Origin of the sequence: Streptomyces sp. NPDC002886, from assembly GCF_042888445.1 — a bacterium.
Taxonomy (GTDB): Bacteria; Actinomycetota; Actinomycetes; order Streptomycetales; family Streptomycetaceae; genus Streptomyces.
In genome coordinates this window covers 286,650-301,808 of record NZ_JBIAPV010000003.1, presented here as the reverse complement: position 1 = coordinate 301,808, position 15,159 = coordinate 286,650, and the positions used below count along the sequence as shown (strand labels likewise).

Annotated in this window: 11 protein-coding genes; 5 read left to right on the top strand and 6 right to left on the bottom strand. The window is 72.9% G+C overall.

The genetic code is table 11. The annotated features are described in order from the left end of the window. Window positions 1-540 carry a WcaF family extracellular polysaccharide biosynthesis acetyltransferase gene (locus tag ACFYYB_RS13600; RefSeq protein ID WP_389435342.1) on the bottom strand — a complete coding sequence of 180 codons (540 nt, stop codon included), beginning with the start codon at window positions 538-540 and terminating at the stop codon, window positions 1-3. Between the two features lie 112 nt (window positions 541-652). Here ACFYYB_RS13600 and ACFYYB_RS13595 point away from each other — a divergent pair, with 112 nt between their 5' ends. Both ACFYYB_RS13595 and ACFYYB_RS13590 read left to right on the top strand, forming a co-directional pair. After that, window positions 653-2,161: a hypothetical protein gene (locus ACFYYB_RS13595; protein WP_389435341.1), complete on the top strand. Its 1,509-nt coding sequence runs from the start codon at window positions 653-655 to the stop codon at window positions 2,159-2,161. An 80-nt stretch (window positions 2,162-2,241) separates the two neighbouring features. Then, window positions 2,242-2,823, top strand: a complete 582-nt coding sequence (locus ACFYYB_RS13590) for a TetR/AcrR family transcriptional regulator (protein WP_389435339.1) — start codon at window positions 2,242-2,244, stop codon at window positions 2,821-2,823. 109 nt (window positions 2,824-2,932) lie between these two features. Here the strand turns inward: ACFYYB_RS13590 and ACFYYB_RS13585 are convergent, their stop codons facing one another. From ACFYYB_RS13585 to ACFYYB_RS13575, 3 genes are read right to left on the bottom strand one after another with little or no spacing between them, the layout of a single operon-like run. Next, window positions 2,933-4,174: a hypothetical protein gene (locus tag ACFYYB_RS13585; protein WP_389435338.1), complete on the bottom strand. Its 1,242-nt coding sequence runs from the start codon at window positions 4,172-4,174 to the stop codon at window positions 2,933-2,935. After that, complete coding sequence (locus ACFYYB_RS13580) at window positions 4,171-5,943, bottom strand: lipopolysaccharide biosynthesis protein (RefSeq protein ID WP_389435337.1); 1,773 nt, start codon at window positions 5,941-5,943, stop codon at window positions 4,171-4,173. Before ACFYYB_RS13580 ends, ACFYYB_RS13585 begins: the two co-directional genes overlap by 4 nt. Next, on the bottom strand, window positions 5,940-7,145 hold the full coding sequence (locus ACFYYB_RS13575) for a glycosyltransferase family 4 protein (RefSeq protein ID WP_389436188.1): 1,206 nt from the start codon (window positions 7,143-7,145) through the stop codon (window positions 5,940-5,942). Before ACFYYB_RS13575 ends, ACFYYB_RS13580 begins: the two co-directional genes overlap by 4 nt. Window positions 7,146-7,317: 172 nt before the next feature. Between ACFYYB_RS13575 and ACFYYB_RS13570 the strand changes: the two genes are divergently transcribed. Beyond that, window positions 7,318-7,791, top strand: a complete 474-nt coding sequence (locus ACFYYB_RS13570; RefSeq protein ID WP_327304452.1) for an adenylyltransferase/cytidyltransferase family protein — start codon at window positions 7,318-7,320, stop codon at window positions 7,789-7,791. Between the two features lie 51 nt (window positions 7,792-7,842). Here the strand turns inward: ACFYYB_RS13570 and ACFYYB_RS13565 are convergent, their stop codons facing one another. Both ACFYYB_RS13565 and glgX read right to left on the bottom strand, forming a co-directional pair. Beyond that, window positions 7,843-8,583: a CDP-alcohol phosphatidyltransferase family protein gene (locus ACFYYB_RS13565; protein ID WP_389435335.1), complete on the bottom strand. Its 741-nt coding sequence runs from the start codon at window positions 8,581-8,583 to the stop codon at window positions 7,843-7,845. A gap of 200 nt (window positions 8,584-8,783) precedes the next feature. Beyond that, window positions 8,784-10,994 (bottom strand): glycogen debranching protein GlgX, encoded by a 2,211-nt coding sequence (glgX, locus tag ACFYYB_RS13560; protein ID WP_389435333.1) that lies wholly within the window; start codon window positions 10,992-10,994, stop codon window positions 8,784-8,786. 387 nt (window positions 10,995-11,381) lie between these two features. Between glgX and ACFYYB_RS13555 the strand changes: the two genes are divergently transcribed. After that, window positions 11,382-12,578 (top strand): Ig-like domain-containing protein, encoded by a 1,197-nt coding sequence (locus ACFYYB_RS13555; RefSeq protein ID WP_389435331.1) that lies wholly within the window; start codon window positions 11,382-11,384, stop codon window positions 12,576-12,578. 262 nt (window positions 12,579-12,840) lie between these two features. Then, entirely contained in the window at window positions 12,841-15,057 is a 2,217-nt protein-coding gene (locus ACFYYB_RS13550; protein ID WP_389435330.1) for a choice-of-anchor A family protein, read from the top strand. The last annotated feature ends 102 nt before the right edge of the window (window positions 15,058-15,159 follow it).

Here is a 15,159-nt window from a genome sequence, read left to right as displayed (position 1 = left end):
TCACTTCGGTTCCTCGACGGGGCGGCGGTGCCCGTCCTGGGTCTGCAGGGTCAGTGCGGGGAGGTCCTTGTGGACCACGGATCCGGCGCCCGCGACCGCGCAGCGGCCGATGGTCACGCCGGCCAGCACGGTGGCCCGTACGGCCACCCACGCGCCCTCCCCGATGGTGATCGGCGCGTTGCGGTAGCGGAAGTCGGCGGCCCGGTGGTCGTGCGAGCCGGTGCACAGCAGCGCTTCCTGCGAGAGGCAGGCGTGCGCGCCGATCGTCACCGGCTCCAGGTTGAGTATCCAGGCGCCCTCGCCGATCCACGCGTGGTCGCCCACGGTCAGCTTCCAGGGCCACAGCACCCGCACCTTGTGGCGGATCAGCACCCCTTCGCCGATCCGCGCCCCGAAGGCGCGCAGCAGCGCGACCCGCAGCCGGGCGGGGCACAGCCAGCTCATGAAGAGCGTGTTCATCACGGCGAACCAGAGCGCCTGCGTCAGCCGCCCGCGCCCCTTGTCGTATCCGGCGAGCGTGAAGGCAGGAAGATCACGCACGGGCACCCCCTCACAGTCCGGCCCCCGACGGCGCCTCCCGAGGCGCCTCCCCGGACGCCGACCGCGTCAGACTAGACTGCGGCCGGATCAGGCACAGGGGGTGGGGGCAAGCGTGGCGACCGACATACGTGGGACCGTCGCCCGGCCGGTACCTCCGCGCCCGGGTGACGAGAAGGCCTGGGGCAGGGTCACCACCCCGCGGACCCTGCTCTCGCGGGCGCTCTCCGTCCCGCTGGCCCTCGGGTTCACCGTCTTCCTGCCGCTGTTCGTCGCGGTGCAGAAGGGTGCCGGCCAGCACGACGCGGCCTTCTGGCTCCAGCTCCTGCTCACGATGTACGCGGGCGCCCGGCTCTCGGCGATGGTCCTGACCAGCCGCCGCAAGCTCCTCCAGGGCTCCTTCTGGCTCTTCGTCTACATGGCCATGGGCGTGGCCCCCCTCGCCCAGGCCGTCCTCGGCCAGGTCCCGACCCCCGTCGTCGGCCCGCGCTCCGACCTCACCGCCGCCATCGGCCTGGTCCTGCTGGGCTGCGCCGCCTTCGACGTGGGCGTGCTGCTGGCCCGGCACCGGCCGGCGGGCCGCGCGGGAGGCTCGCTGAAGGAGCCGCGCCCGGTCATGGCGCACCGGCGGCGCCTGTACCTGCTCACGGCCGTGGCGTTCCTGGGCAGCGCGGCCCTGATCGTGAAGCTGGGCGGCCCGGCGGTGTTCTTCTCCAGCCGCCAGGAGATCATCGCGGGCATCGAGGAGGCGGGCGTCTCCCAGGACGGCCAGGCGGGGCAGGCGCTGCTGCGCGGCTTCGGCACGGTCCCCGCCCTGCTGGCGCTGCTGCTGTACACGCGCTGGCTGATCACCTCGAAGTTCGCCCGCCGCAAGATGTCGATCATCGTCACCTGGTCGGCGCTCATGGTCCTCAACCTGATCGTCAACAATCCGATCTCGAACCCGCGCTACTGGTTCCTGACGGTCATGTTCGCGATGCTCTTCACCGTCTTCCCGGTGAGCGCCGCGATGTACCGGGTGGCGCTGTCCATGGCCGTGGTGGTCGCCCTCCTGATCTTCCCGTTCGCGGACCGCTTCCGCTACGACGAGAAGAACTACAAGCCGGTCGAGACGACCTCGTTCCTGGAGCCGATGGCGCTCAAGGACTACGACCAGATCGGCATGTTCGCCAACACCATCACCTTCTCGGAGTCCGGTCCCGGGCACTCCTACGGGCGCCAGCTCGCGGGGTCGGTCTTCTTCGCGGTGCCGCGCTCGGTGTGGTCGGGCAAGCCGCGCGACACCGGCGTGATGGTCGGCCAGTGGATGGGCACGGTCAACACCAACCTGTCCTCGCCGATCTGGGCCGAGCTGTGGATCGACTTCGGGCCGCTGGGCATGGGGGCGGGGCTCCTGGGGATGGGGTACGCCTCCGCCCGCGTCGACCGGCGCTACGCGAAGCGGGCCCGGCGCAGCTCGCCGCCGGGCAGTCTGATCTCGACGGTGGTCCCGCTGGTCGCGGGGTACTCCTTCATCCTGCTGCGCGGGCCGCTCCTCCAGGCCTCGGGCCGGATCGCCATCGCGGGGATGTGCCTGGCGCTCGTGGCCACGTACCGGCAGGACCGGGCCACCTCCCTGCGCTGACCAGGGAGCTTCCGTAACTGCTCCACAAGTGCAGTCGGTCAACTTGTGCACCGGATACGTGCCGTCGGTACAGTGGTCCCATGACCGAGACAGTGGGGCGCCGCGAGCGCAAGAAGGCCCAGACCCGCAAGGCCCTCGCCGATGCCGCGCTGCGCCTGTTCCTGGAGCGCGGGTACGACAAGGTCGGCGTCCGTGACGTGGCCGAGGAGGCCGACGTCTCGGTGACCACGCTGTTCAAGCACTTCCCGAGCAAGGAAGCCCTGGTCTTCGACGAGGACGAGGACATCGAGGCCGCGCTCGTCTCGGCGGTACGGGACCGCGCGCCCGGGCAGTCGGTCCTGCACTCCCTGCGCGAGCACTTCGTGGAGACCCGGGCGACCCGCCGGATCGACGATCCGGCGGTGATCGCCCACCTCACCCTGGTCCGGGAGACGCCGGAACTGGTGGAGTACTGGGACCGGATGTGGCGGCGCCACGAGTTCGCGCTCGCCGCCGCCATCGCGGCCGAGGCCGGAGCCCCTGAGGGCGACCTCAGGTCCGCGGCGCTGGCCCGGTTCGTGATGGACACCGCGAGCCTGATCCGCGGCCAGGAGGACCAGCGGCAGGCGATGCGGGACCTGTTCGCCCTGATCGAAGCGGGCTTCGGCGACACGCCGGCCTGACCGGGACACCGAGGCCTGACCGGGACACTCAGGCCTGACCGGGACACCCAGGCTGGACCCGGCCACCGAGGCCTGACCGGGACGCCCATGCCTGACCGGGAGTCCGGCCTCAGGCCGCCCGGACCCCGTCGGCGGTGGTGGCCGCCGCGGCTTCGGGGGCCGGCAGCCGGGCCACGCGCAGCCAGCCGGCCGCGGCCTTCGAGGCGGAGCCGAGGGCGAGGCCCCACGCGGCCCCGGCCACGCCCCAGACGGCGTACCCGCCCAGCAGCAGCCCGACCGACAGCAGCGAGAAGACCACCTGGAGCGAGAGGGTGGCCTTCGGGTTCAGCACCCGCAGGGTCAGCAGCGCGCAGGTGCCGAGCCCCATGACGGCGTACTGGGCGCCGGTCGCGGGCAGCAGCGCGGCCGCCGCCTGCCAGGTGTCGCCGAGCAGTGCGCGGCCGGCCCGCTCCGGCAGCGCGTACAGCACGGCCCCCCACGCGGCGCCGGTCACCGCGAGCGCGCCGCCCATCAGGGCGGTCAGCCGCACCACGCCCCGCTTCCCGGAGGCCCGGCCGACGACGGGCGGGCCGAAGGAGTTCGCGGAGTTGAACAGCACGTTCAGCGGCCCGAAGAGGGTGGTGGCCCCGCGCAGCGCGCCCACGGCCAGCGGGGTCGCGAAGACGCCGAGTCCGAGGACCGCGAGCTGGCTGGAGCCGTTGCCCACGGCGAACTCGACCACGAACCGCTGCCCCAGGTACCCGCGCCGCAGGTACGGCCTCAGGTCGGTGGCGCCGGCCGCGCCCCGCACCGAGGGCCGCAGCAGCCACAGGCCGAGCGCCAGCGCGGGCAGCGCCGAGACCCCCCACACCAGCACCAGCCGCCCGGCCGAGGCCCCCTCGGGCTGGAGCAGCAGCGCGCTCACCACGCAGGCGAGGCGCAGCGCGTCGGCGGCCAGGGCCCGTTCGGGAGCCCGCAGGGCGGAGAAGCAGTAGCGCAGCCCGTCCTGCAGCAGCACCAGGGGCAGTACGAGTCCCAGCGCGAGGAACGCCCACCCCGTCGTGCCGGGCAGCAGCAGTCCCAGGAGGGCCAGTACGGCTCCCACCGCCGCCGAGGCGGCGCCGGTGAAGGCGAGGCCCGAGCGGCAGGCCGCGGCGAGGCGGTCCGGATCCTTCTCCAGCACCAGGGTCTGGCCGACGTAGGCCATGTTCAGGCCGAGCAGCACGGTGAAGGTCACGTAGACCATCGAGAAGTCGGCGAAGCCGGCCGCCGAGGAGAGCCGGGCGGCCAGCACCAGGACCAGGATGTTCGTGGCGCTGGACGCGGCCTGGTCCAGTACCGAGGCGACCGCCGCGAGGCCGCGCCGGCTCACCGCCGGCCCGTGCGGACCGTACGCAGGGCGACCGTGTCGGTGCCGTCGCCCGGGATGTGCTGCGAGGTGTCGGCGGAGGCCACCTCGTACGGGATCGGCTGCGGCTCGCGCGAGCGGGCCGAGGGCGGGGGCGGGGAGGACGCGGGCCGCGGGTGCTCGGCGGCGGGGCCGCCGCCCTTGGGGGCCCGGCCGAGGCCGCGCTTCTTCTCGCCCGGCAGCGGCGCGTGCAGGACGGCGCCGAGCACCGTGCCGCCGGCCCCGCTGATCAGCTCGCGGATGCGGGAGAGGTCGGTGCGGCGCACCGCACCGGGGTTGCAGACCACCAGGACCCCGTCGACGCGGTCGACGAGCGCGAGGGCGTCGGCGTAGGAGAGCACGGGCGGGGCGAGCACCACGACGGTGGAGTTGGGGGAGTCGGCCTCGGAGATCAGCCGGGTGGCCCTCTGCGAGGTCAGTGCGCGGGGCACGTTGCGCACCCGCTCGCCCGGGATCAGGTCGAAACTGCCCGACTCCCCGGCGTCCACCAGGAGCTGGCGGCCGTCGGGCCACTCGGTCTCCGCGTGCTGCGCGCCCGCGCCGCCCTTGGACTTGCTCCAGTTGGGCCGGCCGGAGGCGTCGGTGGGCAGCTGGCTGGCCAGCACCGGGGTGCGCAGGTCGGCCTCGATGAGGAGCACGTCCTTGCCGGTCTCCGCGAAGGAGGCGGCCAGGTTCACCGCCACGGCGGCGGCGATCTCGCTGCTGCCGCGCGGGGCGACCACCAGGAGGCGGCGCCGGTCCGCGAAGCGGGCGTCGTAGGCGAGCCGGAAGGCCACCGAGCGGAACTCCTCGGCGAGCCGGGGGTCCTCCTCGCCCGCGGCGAGCAGCGGCCCGCCGTCGGCCTTGCCCCGCGGCAGGGAGCCCAGGACGGGCGCGCGCAGGGCGCGGGCGACGTCGCCCTCGGAGCGCGGAGCCGGGTCGAAGACGAGGCGCACCCAGGCGCCGAGCAGGCCGAGGGCCAGACCCACGGCCGCGCCGAGCGCGAGCGACATGGGCAGTCCGGGGCCGTCGGCCCCGTGGGGCGGGACGGCGGTGCTGGTGACCCGGCCCGGGGTCATGTCCAGGGCCTTGAGCTTGGCGATGTTGCCGTTGAGCGTGTTGATCTTGCTCTGCTGGTCGGTCTTCGCGGCGTACGCGGCGTCGCGCGCCGGACCGGCCGGCATGCCGGTGGTCTGCTTGGTCAGGTCTTCGAGCTGCTTGGCCACCGGATCGCGCTGCTCCTGGTAGCCCTTGACCATCTTGTCGCGGGTGACGTCGAGGGCCTCCTGCCGCTTGAGCAGGTAGGCCTCGGTCATCGCGTTGGCGCGGGTGGCGGCCTCGGCGGGGGAGGCGGCGGTGTAGGTGAAGCGCAGCACCATCGTCTGAGGGGGGTTGGTCACCTGCAGACCGGCGCGCAGGGCCGAGAAGTCGGTGGCCGAGACCCCGAGCTTCTTCGCGGCCTCGTTGGCTATGGAGCTGGAGAGCGCGACCTGCCGCTCCGAGCCGATGTTGATCGCCTTGTCGGGGGCGAGGCTCGGGTTGAAGGGGTCGTCGGTGGGCGCGCGCAGCACGATGTCGGCGGTGGCCACGTAGGTGTCCGCCGTGGAGACGCCGAGGTAGACCCCGCCGAGCAGGCCGATTCCCACGCCCGCCAGGATGAGCCGGCGGTAGCGCAGGAGCTGGCGGAACTGGTCCCGGAGCAGGTCCGGTTCGTCCTCGGCCGGAGCCGCTGCGGGGCGGTTGGTCTCGATCACGGCCGGGTTCCCCCAAGTGCTTCGTCCATCAGTGCGTCGATGCGGGCCAGGCCCGCCTCACGGCTCAGGTGCGCCGCCACGTGGCGCGGTCCGGCCGCCCCCAGCGCGTCCGCGCCCGCGGGGTCCTCGGCCAGCGCCCGTACGGCCTTGAGCAGGGCCTCCGGGTTCTCCGGCGGTACGAGCACCCCCGCGCCCGAGCGCTCCACTTCCTGGGCCGTCCCGCCCAGCGCCGCGACGGAGGCGACGACGGGACGGCCGGCCTGGAAGTACGAGGTCAGCTTGGACGGCACGCTCATGTCCATCACGGCGGCGTGCTGCGTGACCGCGAGCACGTCCGCCGCGGCGAGGATATCCGGGAACTCGCCGTCGGCGGCAGGGGGGATGATGTCGAGATTGGGGACGTCGGCCGCCAGGTCGGCGAGGGCGGAGCGCTGGCTGCCGTCGCCCATCAGCACGAACCGGACGCTCGGGTCCAGCCGGGCGGCGCCGACGAGGACCTCCAGGCCCTGCTTGAGCCCCATGTTCCCGGAGTGCAGGACGACCGTCTGGCCGGGGGCCCATCCGAGGTGGTGGCGGGTCCGGCCGCGCGGCTTGGTGGGCAGTGCCACGTGGGACCAGTTCGGCACGAGCCGGATCCGCCGGGGGTCCACGCCCATGCCCACGACCCGGTCGACGAATGTCTCGTGGATCACACCGACGAGGGCCGCCCGCTTCAGGGCGTGGGCCTCGGCCCGCCCCGCGTACTTGGCGGCCTTGTCCCCGCCGCTGATCCCGCTCTGCGCGGCGGCGGCCCCCATCAGGTCCTGGACGACCGGGACGAAGGGGACCTTCCAGCGCGCGGCGAGGCGCGCGGCCAGCAGGCCGCCGGCCAGGCTCGGCATCTGGGCGAGGACCGCGTCGGGCTTGCCCATCCGCGGCGGGGCCACGGAGCCGTGCAGCAGAATCGATCCTTCGAAAAGGGCCCGGCGGACGGCGGTCTGGCGCGGGGGGACCGTGTGCGCGCGCCGGTGCACGGTCACGCCCGCGCGCTGTTCGGTGCGCCGGAGCGCCCCCTTGTACTCCGGCTCGACGGACCACGCCGGGTAGTGGGGCATGCCCGCCAGGACGTGGGTCTCGTGGCCGAGATCCGCCCAGTGCTCCGCGATTTGGGTGGCGTACGGGCCGATGCCCGTGTGCTCGGGGGCGTAATTCGTGGAAACCAGCAGTAGGCGTCGCTGACCGGATTTCGACACTGGACGTCCCCCTCTCACCAGGATGATGCGCACGTCACCCTATTCGTTCACCGGCAACACAGGGAACGTGCACGCTATTGTCTGCTAATCCGCCACACCGAGGTGTGCGGCTTCTGGGGGATATCACGTGACGGAGAAGGATTTGTCCGAATTTGCTGAGCCTGGGCGTAGACCTCACCGCGTCGGCTACGCACCGGGTGCCTACGACCTCTTTCACATCGGACACCTCAACATCCTTCGCCATGCCCGGAGTCAGTGCGACTACCTGGTGGCGGGGGTCGTGTCCGATGAGATGGCGGAACTCGCCAAGGGGCGCCGCCCGGTGATACCGCTCGTCGAGCGGCTGGAGATCGTCCGCAGCGTCCAGTACGTGGATGCGGCTTTTGTGGAGACCGTCCCGGACAAGGTCGAAACGTGGAAACAAGTCCGTTTCGACGTCATATTCAAGGGCGACGACTGGCGCGGCACCCCCAAGGGTGACCAGCTGGAAAGGGACTTCGCCGTGCACGGGGTCGAGGTCGTCTACTTCCCGTACACGGTCCACACCTCCAGCACCCAGCTGCGCCGGGCCCTGGACGTGCTGTCGCAGCCGCTCGCCAACGAACAGCGGGGCTGAGCGGAGCGACGGCGGGGCCGGGCCGCGACACGGCGGCCGGCGCCGCCCGGATCACCTGGGTACGGCGCTGAGTTCCCGGAACCACTTCGCGAGGAACGCCACCAGGAACAGCGCGGCGATCGCGCCGGCCCCCGCGTACGCCCAGCGGAACACGCCGCTCGCGCCGAGGAGCAGGAACACCAGGCAGAACACCCCGTAGTCCACGGGCAGCAGCGCCACCGCGCGCAGGGCCGAGGGTGCGGCGGCCGCGCTTCCCGGCTCCGGCTTCGGCTTGAGCTTCTCGGTCAGCAGTCCGCCGAAGAAGGTGACGACCGCGGCGAGCTGGAAGCCGAGCGGCACCAGCAGCCAGCCGGCCGAGGCTCCGTGCGCCCCGCCGCCGACCCCGTAGGCCTCGGGGAAGCGGTAGAAGGCGATCAGTACGCAGGTGTGCAGCGAGGTGAGCTTCGCGCAGTCCACGACGTGGTCCAGCCACTCGCCCGCCGCACTGCCGCCCCCGCGCAGCCGCGCGAGCTGCCCGTCGGCGGAGTCGAAGGCGAAGCCGACCGCGAGCAGCGCCCACACCCCGACGCCCAGCCCCCACGAGGGCGAGGTCAGGGCGACGGCGGCCGCGCCCGCGAAGCTCAGGGCGGCGCTGATCAGGGTCACCTGGTTCGGGGTGAGCCCGAGCGCGTACGACCCGGCGGCCAGGTACCGCCCGACGGGCCGGTTGACGAACCGGGAGTAGAGCGACACTCCCTTCGCCGACTTCTGCGCCCCGCGCAGCTCCCGCAGCGCGGTCCCGACACTCGCCATCGACACAACCCCTCGAACATCCGTATATGCGTGCGTGCGTGCGATCCGTACGAAGGCCACATCATCGCAGGGCGTTCGGAGGCTCCCGCCCCGGGTCCACCCCGGGGTCATCCCGGGTCCACCCCGGGTCCACCCGGGGCGCGGACCCGCGAACGCCCGCGCGCCGAAAGCCGAACGCCCGCCGCGCCCCCGCCGAACGCCTACGCGCCCCCGCCCACCACCTTCAGCAGCAGCACCGCGCGGGCCGGGACGGTCACGCTCTCGCCCCCGCGGTGCACGGTGGCGGGCGCCGCCGCCTGGTCCTCCCGGGAGGTGTCCAGGACCAGTTCGTACGCCCGGCCCCACGGCGGACCCGGCAGTGTCCAGGCCACCGGCCGGTCCCCGGCGTGCAGCAGGGCCAGGAAGCTGTCGTCCGTGACCTGGCGCCCGCGCTCGTCACGGCCCGGGATGTCCTGCCCCGACAGGTACAGGCCCACCGACCCGGCCGGGGCGTACCAGTCCCGCTCGGTCATCTCCACGCCCGCCGGGGTGAACCAGGCCAGGTCGCGCAGCCCGTCCGCCCCCTGGGAGCGCCCCGAGAAGAACGCCCGGCGCCGCAGCACCGGATGGTCCCGGCGCAGCGCCAGCAGCCGCCGGGACAGCGCGAGCAGCGCCTGCCAGGACGGGTCCTCCAGCAGCGACCAGTCCACCCAGCTCGTCTCGTTGTCCTGGCAGTACGCGTTGTTGTTGCCGCCCTGCGTCCGGCCGAACTCGTCGCCCGCCACCAGCATCGGCACCCCGGTGGACAGCAGCAGCGTGGTCAGGAGGTTGCGCAGCTGGCGCCTGCGCAGGGCCGCGATCCGCGGATCCGTGCCCTCCTCGGGCTCGCCCTCCACCCCGCAGTTCCAGGACCGGTTGTCATTGGTCCCGTCGCGGCCCGCCTCGCCGTTCTCCTCGTTGTGCTTGGACTCGTACGAGACCAGGTCGCGCAGGGTGAAACCGTCGTGCGCGGTGATGAAGTTCACCGAGGCGTACGGCCGCCGCCCGCCCCACGCGTACAGGTCGCTCGACCCCGACAACCGGTACCCGAGGTCCCGTACGTCGGGCAGCGCGCCGCGCCAGAAGTCCCGTACGGCGTCCCGGTAGCGGTCGTTCCACTCCGTCCACAGCGGCGGGAACGCCCCCACCTGGTATCCGCCCGAGCCCACGTCCCACGGCTCGGCGATCAGCTTCACCCGCCGCAGCACCGGATCCTGGGCGATCACCGCGAGGAACGGCGAGAGCATGTCCACGTCGTGCATCGAACGGGCCAGCGCCGCCGCCAGGTCGAAGCGGAAGCCGTCCACCCCCATCTCCGTCACCCAGTACCGCAGGGAGTCGGTGATCAGGCGCAGCACGTGCGGCCGCCCGGCGTGCAGGGTGTTGCCGCAGCCCGTGTAGTCGGCGTACCGCCGCTGGTCCGACTGGAGCCGGTAGTACGCGCGATTGTCGATCCCGCGCAGCGACAGCGTAGGGCCGAGCTCGCCGGCCTCCGCCGTGTGGTTGTAGACCACGTCGAGGATGACCTCGATCCCGGCGGCGTGCAGCGCCTTGACCATCCGCTTGAACTCGCCGACCTGCTGGCCGGCCGTCCCGCTGGAGGAGTACCCCGCGTGCGGGGCGAAGTAGCCGACCGAGTTGTAGCCCCAGTAGTTGCGCAGGCCCCGGCGCAGCAGGTGGTCCTCGTGCGCGAACTGGTGGACCGGCAGCAGCTCCACCGCCGTCACCCCGAGCCCGGTCAGGTGCTCGATCGCCGCCGGGTGCGCGAGGCCCGCGTACGTGCCGCGCAGGTGCTCGGGGATGCCCGGATGGCGCATCGTGAAGCCGCGCACGTGCAGTTCGTAGATGACCGAATCGGCCCACGGGGTCTTCGGCCGGACGTCGTCCGCCCAGTCGTCGTCATCGTGGACCACGACCCCCTTCGGGACGTGCGGGGCCGAGTCCCGGTCGTCGCGCACGGTGTCCGCGATGTACTGCTGGGGCCAGTCGCGGACGTGCCCGTACACCTCCGGCGGCAGCAGGAAGTCCCCGTCCACGGCCCGCGCGTACGGATCCAGGAGCAGCTTCGCCGGATTGTGGCGGGCCCCCGTCCACGGGTCCCAGCGCCCGTGCACCCTGAATCCGTACCGCTGTCCGGGCCGCACGCCCGGCAGGAAGCCGTGCCAGATCTCGTGGGTCAGCTCCGTCAGCGCGCAGCGGCTCTCGGAGCCGTCCTCCGCGAAGAGGCAGACCTCCACCGCCTCCGCGCCCTGGGCCCACAGCGCGAAGTTGGTCCCGGCCGTCCCGTCCGGCCCCTGGTGGAACCGGGCCCCCAGCGGATGCGAGGACCCGGGCCACACGGGCGGTCCGGGTCGGGTCCGCTCCCGTACGGCCGCGGCATGGGCTCTGACCATGCCGCTTAACGTCCCGGTCCCGGTCCCCTTGCCCGTTCCCTTGCCGTTTCCGCTCCCGTTCCCGTTCCCGTTTCCGGTCCCAGGCTCAGTACCGGTCCCGGTCCCGTCGGGATGCCCCGTCCCGTTCGGATGTCCGGTCCCCGCGACGGTTTCCACCGCCTCTTGCTCGGCTGCGCTCGACACTGCCCGCCTCCACGGCTCTCGGTACCTGCGGGGGTGGGGGAGATGCGGCCCCGGCGTCCCGGCCGGGGCCCGCCCCCGTCTGGTCCTTCCCACTGTTCTGCCCGGACTGTCCTGCCTGGAACGTGGGCCGCGCCCACGTTTCCCCCGGAGGGGGCCGGTCGTTGGAGGAACGTGACTCTTCTGACGAGGCGGGCAGGGGCGGGCTTGGCCGCCGTGGCGGTATGGGCGGGCCTCCTCGGAGGCCTGGCCGGATGCACCGAGAACGGCGGCTCCCCGATCGAGATCCAGCTGCCCGGCAAACCCCGGTCACCGGACGAGGCGATCAGGATCAGTCCCGAGGACAATACGAAGGGGGTGCCGGCCGAGGGCCCGCTGAGGGTCACCGTGCCCGAGGGCCGCCTGGAGCGGGTCGTGGTCACCAAGGTGGAGGACGCCCAAGAGGAGACGGTGCCCGGCGCCATCGCCGTCGACGGGCTCAGCTGGAGCCCCGACCCGGCGCAGGGCCGGCTCGCGCTCGCGGCCAAGTACACCGTGGACGCGGTCGCGCTCGACGGGCACAACCGCCGCCAGGCCCGGCACACCACCTTCACCACCTACGTTCCCGAGGAGCGGTTCATCGGCTACTTCAAGCCCGAGAACCGGTCGACCGTCGGCACCGGCATGATCATCTCCTTCGGGTTCAGCCGGTCCATCGAACGCCGCGCCGATGTGGAGCGGGCCATCACGATCACCTCGGACCCGGCCGTGGAAGTGGTGGGCCACTGGTTCGGCGACGAGCGCCTGGACTTCCGGCCCAAGACCTACTGGAAGCCCGGCACCGAGGTCACCGTCAAGCTCGGCCTGCGGGACGTCGAGGGGGCGCCCGGCTCCTACGGCATCCAGGACAAGACCCTGCGCTTCACCGTCGGCCGCTCCCAGATCTCCACCGTCGACGCGGCCGCGCACACCATGGAGGTCCGGCGCGACGGCGAACTGCTGTCCACCGTCCCGATCACCGCCGGGGCTCCGAAGAACATGACCTACAACGGGAAGATGGTGGTGATGGAGCTCTTCGACGTCACCCGGATGAACGGGCAGACGGTGGGCTTCGGCGGCGAGTACGACATCCCCGACGTGCCGCACGCCATCCGCCTCACCCGCTCCGGCACCTTCCTGCACGGCAACTACTGGGCCAGCCCCGACACCTTCGGCGCCACCAACGTCAGCCACGGCTGCATCGGCCTGCGCGACAACAAGGGCGGCGGCTCGGACACCCCGGCCGGCTGGTTCTTCGACCGGACCCTGGTCGGCGACGTGGTGGAGGTCGTGAACTCGCAGGACAAGACGGTCGCCCCGGACAACGGCCTGGGCGGCTGGAACATGTCCTGGCCCGCCTGGGTCGCGGGCTCCGCGATCGGCTGACCCTTCCCGGGTCATCGCCCGGGGACCGCCGGATGCGGAGGCCGGCGCGCGGGGCCGGTCGCCGTCGCCGGGAAGGACATGGAGGTCCGGGGCGACTCGGACGGTACGCGCAGGGAGTTCAGGCTCTACTCACACCCCAGTCGAGTGATTGTCGTACCGGAATGCCGTAGTGGGGGAGTGTCGGTCCGCCCGGCTCGCCGGAGCCCGCCGCCAGCCTGTACGGGCCCGCCCGCACGCGGCGGCGGGCAACGGACGGAGCGTCATGTCAGCAAGGAAGTGGACCCTCGGGCCCCTGGGGCTCGCCCTCGGTGCCGTACTGGCCGCAGGTGCCCCGGCGGCCCTGGCGGCGCCGGCCGCACCGGGCCCCGGCGGACAGCAGCCGGCTCCGGCCCGGCAGGCCGCGGCCCTGCGGGCCCCGCTGCCGGGCGGGCTGGGTCCCTGCCTGGGGGCCGGGTGCCCGCCCGTCTTCCCGCCGATCGAGGTCGGCACCGACCCCAACGGCTACGACGAGGGCATCAACATCTTCGTCGGCGCCGACTTCCTCGTCCGTGAGCGCGCCGCCGAGGCCGAGGGCAAGGTCGTCGTCCTCGGCAGCTTCGACCAGAACAAGAACCTGGCGGCGGGCGGCGGTTACAACATCGGCGTCGTCGGCGCGGGTTCGCTCGTGCGGCCCCCGTCGGGATCCGACTTCCTCACCACCGGCCGCAACGTCAACATCGCCGTCGACCAGCGGCTGATCTCGGACGACGGAGTCGTCCGCCACGCGGGCACCGCCCCCGGGCCCGGCACCGTCACCGGCCCGCTGGTGGCCGACCCGGCCGCGATCACCCCGTACGCCGGCCTGCGCGACCAGCTCACCGCGGCCAGCCGGTGCTACGCCCGGGTCGACGGCAGCCCGCGCCCGGCCACGGGCACCGCCGTCAACCAGGACGGCACCACCGTCTTCACCGGGGACAATTCCTCCCCGCTCCAGGTCTTCAACGTGGACTTCGACCTGGTCGGCGCGGGCAACGGAGCCATCGGCATCCGCTTCGACCGGATCCCGGCCACCGCCACCGTCCTGGTCAACGTCACGGGCGCCAGCCGTACGATCAACACCTACGGCGGCAGCATCAACGACACCGGAGCCGGCGCCGACCCCTGGAACGGCTACCGCACCCGGCTGCTGTGGAACTTCCCCGACGCCACCACCGTCCAGCTGGGCGGCAGCGGGCAGTTCCAGGGCAGCGTGCTCGTCGGCGAGCAGGCCTCGACCACCACCGTCACCCTGCCCGGGACCAACGGCCGCTTCTTCACCACCGGCGGGCTCGTCCACACCAGCACCGCGGGCGGCGGCCAGGAGTTCCACGCGTACCCGTTCAACGGGGATCTGCCCGACTGCGGGAACACCGTCCCGGTCACGGGCAAGGTCTCGGTCCTCAAGCAGGACACCGGCGGCCTGCCGCTGGCCGGAGCCACGTACGAGCTGTGGCGGGAGACCAACGGCACCCCCGGAGCCCAGTTCACGAGCCCGGGCGGGGACACCAAGGTCACCGACTGCGTCACCCCGGCGGACGGCATCTGCTCCGACACCGTGGCACCCGGCACGTACTACTGGCGCGAGACCAAGGCCCCGGACGGCTACGAGCTCGCCGCGAACCCCGTCGCGGAGCTGACGCTGACCGCGCAGAACGCGGCCGCGGGCGTGAGCGCCACCATGAGCAACACCAAGCTCCCGGGCAGCGCCGAAGTGGTGCTGCGCAAGTCCGACGCGGACGGCGGGGCGCTGCTGCCCGGCGCCCGCTTCGAGCTGTGGCGCGAGGCCAACGGCGTTACGGGTCTGCAGACCGGCGGAGCCGACCCCGACGTGCAGCTCGCCGGGTCCTGCACCACCGACGCGCAGGGAAGCTGCACGGTCCAGCTCCCGGTCGGCGAGCGGTACTACTGGCGGGAGACGCAGGCACCGGCCGGCTACGACCTGCCGGCGAACCCGGTCACGCCCTTCGACCTCGACGAGAGCCACGTGACGACCGGCCTCGTCGTCGGTGTCACGGACGAGCGGACCGAGCAGCCCGACCGCGACGGCTTGATCGAGGTCCTGAAGAAGGACGCGAAGACGAAGCGCCCGCTGCGCGGGGCGGTCTTCGAGGTGTGGAAGGAGACCAACAGCACCGTCGGCCTCCAGACGCGCGGCATCAACCCCGACCGCAAGGTGACGGAGGGCTGTGCGACCGACGGGGCCGGGGAGTGCTCGTTCCCGAACCTGGAGGACGGCTGGTACTACGTGGTCGAAACGGCGGTCCCGGAGGGCTACGTCCTGCCGCGGAACCGGGTCACGGGTCCGCTCCACCTGGACGAGAACACCCCGGACCACCGTGTGGTGATCACCCTGGAGAACAAGCGGGACGAGCACGGCAAGGGCGGCAAGGGCGGCAAGGACAAGGGCAAGGGCAAGGGCGGCAAGGACAAGGGCAAGGGCCCGAAGCGGCCCGCCGAGTAGGCCGCCCGGGTGGGCCGGTGACCCTGCCGGCCCACCCGGCGCGCCGGGGCCGGGCGGGTCCGGTTGGCTCGGACCCGACGGCCCGGCCGGCGGGCGCGAGGA

Excerpts from the sequence above, each read along its gene's own strand:
- ACFYYB_RS13590 (WP_389435339.1), top strand. The coding sequence starts at position 2,242 with ATGACCGAGACAGTGGGGCGCCGCGAGCGCAAGAAGGCCCAGACCCGC.
- ACFYYB_RS13565 (WP_389435335.1), bottom strand. The coding sequence starts at position 8,583 with ATGGCGAGTGTCGGGACCGCGCTGCGGGAGCTGCGCGGGGCGCAGAAG.
- glgX (WP_389435333.1), bottom strand. The coding sequence starts at position 10,994 with ATGGTCAGAGCCCATGCCGCGGCCGTACGGGAGCGGACCCGACCCGGA.
- ACFYYB_RS13550 (WP_389435330.1), top strand. The coding sequence starts at position 12,841 with ATGTCAGCAAGGAAGTGGACCCTCGGGCCCCTGGGGCTCGCCCTCGGT.